Annotated in this window: 3 protein-coding genes and 1 pseudogene; 3 read left to right on the top strand and 1 reads right to left on the bottom strand. The window is 41.7% G+C overall.

Annotation, left to right across the window (positions count from 1 at the left end; translation table 11 throughout):
- Positions 1-1,517 (bottom strand): sodium-translocating pyrophosphatase (locus tag VNZ46_RS06960; RefSeq protein WP_325559363.1); only part of this gene is annotated, 1,517 nt, incomplete at its 3' end.
- A 254-nt stretch (positions 1,518-1,771) separates the two neighbouring features.
- Here VNZ46_RS06960 and rpmI point away from each other — a divergent pair.
- The 3 genes and pseudogenes from rpmI to VNZ46_RS06945 all read left to right on the top strand — a co-directional run.
- A complete protein-coding gene (gene rpmI / locus VNZ46_RS06955) occupies positions 1,772-1,969 on the top strand; it encodes a 50S ribosomal protein L35 (RefSeq protein ID WP_325559362.1) in 198 nt (65 codons plus the stop codon).
- 49 nt (positions 1,970-2,018) lie between these two features.
- Positions 2,019-2,363, top strand: a complete 345-nt coding sequence (gene rplT / locus VNZ46_RS06950; protein ID WP_325559361.1) for a 50S ribosomal protein L20 — start codon at positions 2,019-2,021, stop codon at positions 2,361-2,363.
- A gap of 152 nt (positions 2,364-2,515) precedes the next feature.
- Positions 2,516-3,169: pseudogene (locus VNZ46_RS06945) on the top strand (arginine decarboxylase); the annotation flags it as partial.

Below are 3,169 nucleotides of genomic sequence, written 5' to 3'. Positions count from 1 at the left end.
ACAAAAGCTGCAAAAAGCGCAAGGGAGGTAAGTGCAGCAGAAGCAATAGCGAAACCTTTCCCTGTTGCAGCCGTTGTATTTCCTACTGCGTCAAGCACATCCGTTTTTTCGCGGACTTCTTTTGGTAATTCACTCATCTCGGCAATACCTCCTGCATTATCGGCAATCGGTCCGAATGCATCAATAGCCAACTGCATTGCAGTGGTTGCCATCATCCCCGCAGCAGCAATGGCTACACCATACAAACCGGCACAGGTATAGGAACCCCAGATACCACCAGCCAGGACCAGTATTGGTAGACAGGTAGATTCCATACCTACGGCTAATCCGCCAATAACATTCGTAGCATGTCCCGTGGAAGACTGGCGAATAATAGAAAGAACGGGTCTTTTACCAATGGCTGTATAATATTCTGTTATGATGCTCATGAGAGTTCCTACGGTCAGGCCAACACCTATAGCACCCAGTACACCCCATTTTGTAAATTCAATATTGCGCAGAACCATCGTTTCCGGAAGGATAAAATAAACAAGTCCGATTGATGCGATAGCTGTTAATACAATGGAACCCCAGTTACCCATATTGAGGGCTTTCTGCACACTTACTGTACTAACACTTGCGTTTTCACTAATGCGGACGAAAAAAGTTGCAATAATCGAGAATAAGATTCCTGTACCAGCTATCATCATGGGAAGAAGGATAGGCGACATACCCCCGAAATTATCCTGCGAAACTGTTTCCTGACCGAGTACCATAGTCGCCAGAACTGTTGCTACATAGGATCCGAAAAGATCGGCGCCCATTCCAGCAACGTCTCCTACATTATCACCTACATTATCGGCAATAGTTGCCGGATTACGCGGATCATCCTCAGGGATTCCGGCTTCAACCTTGCCAACCAGGTCGGCACCAACATCGGCCGCTTTTGTATATATACCACCACCCACACGGGCAAAAAGGGCAATGGATTCAGCTCCAAGCGAGAAACCGGTAAGTACTTCAATTGTGCGCAGCATTTCTTCCGAATTCACCTCAGCCTGAGGAGCAAAAATTGATTTTAATATGATGAACAGACCACCGAGACCAAGAACGGCCAGTCCAGCAACACCTAATCCCATAACGGATCCTCCGGTAAAGGAAACTTTGAGTGCGCGACTTAAACTGGTTCGGGCTGCCTGGGCAGTTCTGACATTGGCTTTAGTAGCTACTCGCATCCCTATGTATCCGGCTGTTGCGCTAAGAATCGCTCCTATAATAAAGGCAATGGAGATGGACCAATGGGAGCCGGGATTTGTGCTTGCCATAAAACCCAGCAGGAGTGCTACGATAACAACAAAATATCCAAGGATTTTCCACTCAGCTTTAAGGAAGGCCATAGCTCCTTCAGCAATATAACGGCTGATCTGTTTCATCAGATCGGTTCCTTCATCCTGCCTGGAAACCCACTTGAATTGAATGAATGTGTACAATAGGCCAATGACTCCCATGAGGGGTACCAGGTAAATCAGTTTGTCCATATTAAATTAATCTGAGATTTTTATGGGAGGCAAAAATAGTGGAAAAGCGTTAAAGCCCATATAAATGATGCCATTATCTTACCTGTATTGATATATCTATCAGGATATTATTTCCTTTTTCTTAAATAATCACTTACATTTGCGCTCCATTTTTTAATGGTCCCGTTTCAGGCGGGAATTGCCCAAATGGCCCCATAAGAGATTTGCCAGAGCAGATCCGCCAGCAGGGTATCATATTTAAACCTCATCAAAAGATGCCAAAGGTTAAAACAAATTCGAGTGCCAAAAAAAGATTCAAGATAACAGGCACCGGTGAAATCACTTTCCAGAAGGCTTTCAAACGGCACATTCTCACAAAAAAATCAACGAAAAGAAAAAGATTGATGGGGAAAAAAGGAAAGGTCAGCCAGGCTAACCTGGATTTCGTAAAAAGGTTACTAAGATTAAAATAATCAGGACCTAACCATTCAGTTTTACCAATTAACTTTTAACTTTTTTTATATGCCACGTTCAGTAAATGCCGTTGCCTCCAGGGCCCGCAGAAAACGGATCCTCAAACAAGCCAAAGGCTTCTATGGTAAGCGCAAAAATGTATATACAGTAGCTAAAAATGTTTTGGAAAAGGGACTTACATATCGTTATGTAGGCCGTAAACTCAAGAAACGCGAATACCGTGCACTTTGGATTGCACGCATAAATGCGGCCGTTCGTTCAGAAGGACTTACCTACTCCCGTTTCATCCATCTGTTGAATGAAAAAGGTGTTGCTCTCGACCGTAAAATACTCGCTGATATTGCCATGAATGAACCGGAAGCGTTTAAACAATTGATCGCTTCAGTTAAATAAAACAGCAGCTATTATACAGGAGATTTCTTAAAAGGCATTAAATAACCTTTAAGAAATCTCTTTTATTTTGTGATTACCCTCAAAAATTTACATTTGTACCTACTTTTATTTCAATTCTAAATCGTACGACCATCATCAACCCTAACGATTCAATGAACAATACGTATGCCGACCTCGTTCAGCAGACGTTTAATTTCCCCCAGGAAGGTTTTTTAGTGAAGGAAAATTATTTAGAATTCAATGGGGTGGATATCAAAGCCCTGATAGATAAATATGGTACACCGTTAAAATTATCTTATTTGCCAAAAATTGGCATGCAGATAAAAAAAGCAAAAAAAATGTTTGCCACCGCCATGTCAAGGCACAAATACGAAGGCAAATATTTTTATTGTTACTGCACCAAGAGTTCTCACTTCTCGTTGGTTGTAGAGGAAGCGCTGAACAATGATATTCATCTGGAGACTTCTTATGCTTATGATATAGATATTATCAAAAAATTATACGCCAGGAAAAAAATAAGCAAAGACACTTATATTATTTGCAACGGTTTTAAACAGAAACCCTATACAAGCCGTATTGTGTCCCTTTTGAATACCGGTTTTAGAAACGTAGTCCCCATTCTTGATAATAAGGATGAACTGCAACAATATAAAAAATCTGTTAAAGTGCCTTTCAAACTGGGAATACGGGTAGCTGCAGAAGAAGAACCGAATTTCCCTTTTTATACATCAAGATTGGGATTCAGACCTCGTGATGTACTTGAATTCTATGTGGATAAGATTGAAGGGAATGAAGACCGGTTCCAG

Origin of the sequence: Pedobacter sp., from assembly GCF_035566355.1 — a bacterium.
Lineage (GTDB): Bacteria > Bacteroidota > Bacteroidia > Sphingobacteriales > Sphingobacteriaceae > Pedobacter.
Note: the sequence above shows the minus strand (reverse complement) of the source record. Positions and strands in the feature narration are given on the sequence as shown.

Bases quoted from the DNA above. Each gene is read 5' to 3' on its own strand.
- rpmI (WP_325559362.1), top strand. From the start codon at position 1,772: ATGCCAAAGGTTAAAACAAATTCGAGTGCCAAAAAAAGATTCAAGATA.
- rplT (WP_325559361.1), top strand. From the start codon at position 2,019: ATGCCACGTTCAGTAAATGCCGTTGCCTCCAGGGCCCGCAGAAAACGG.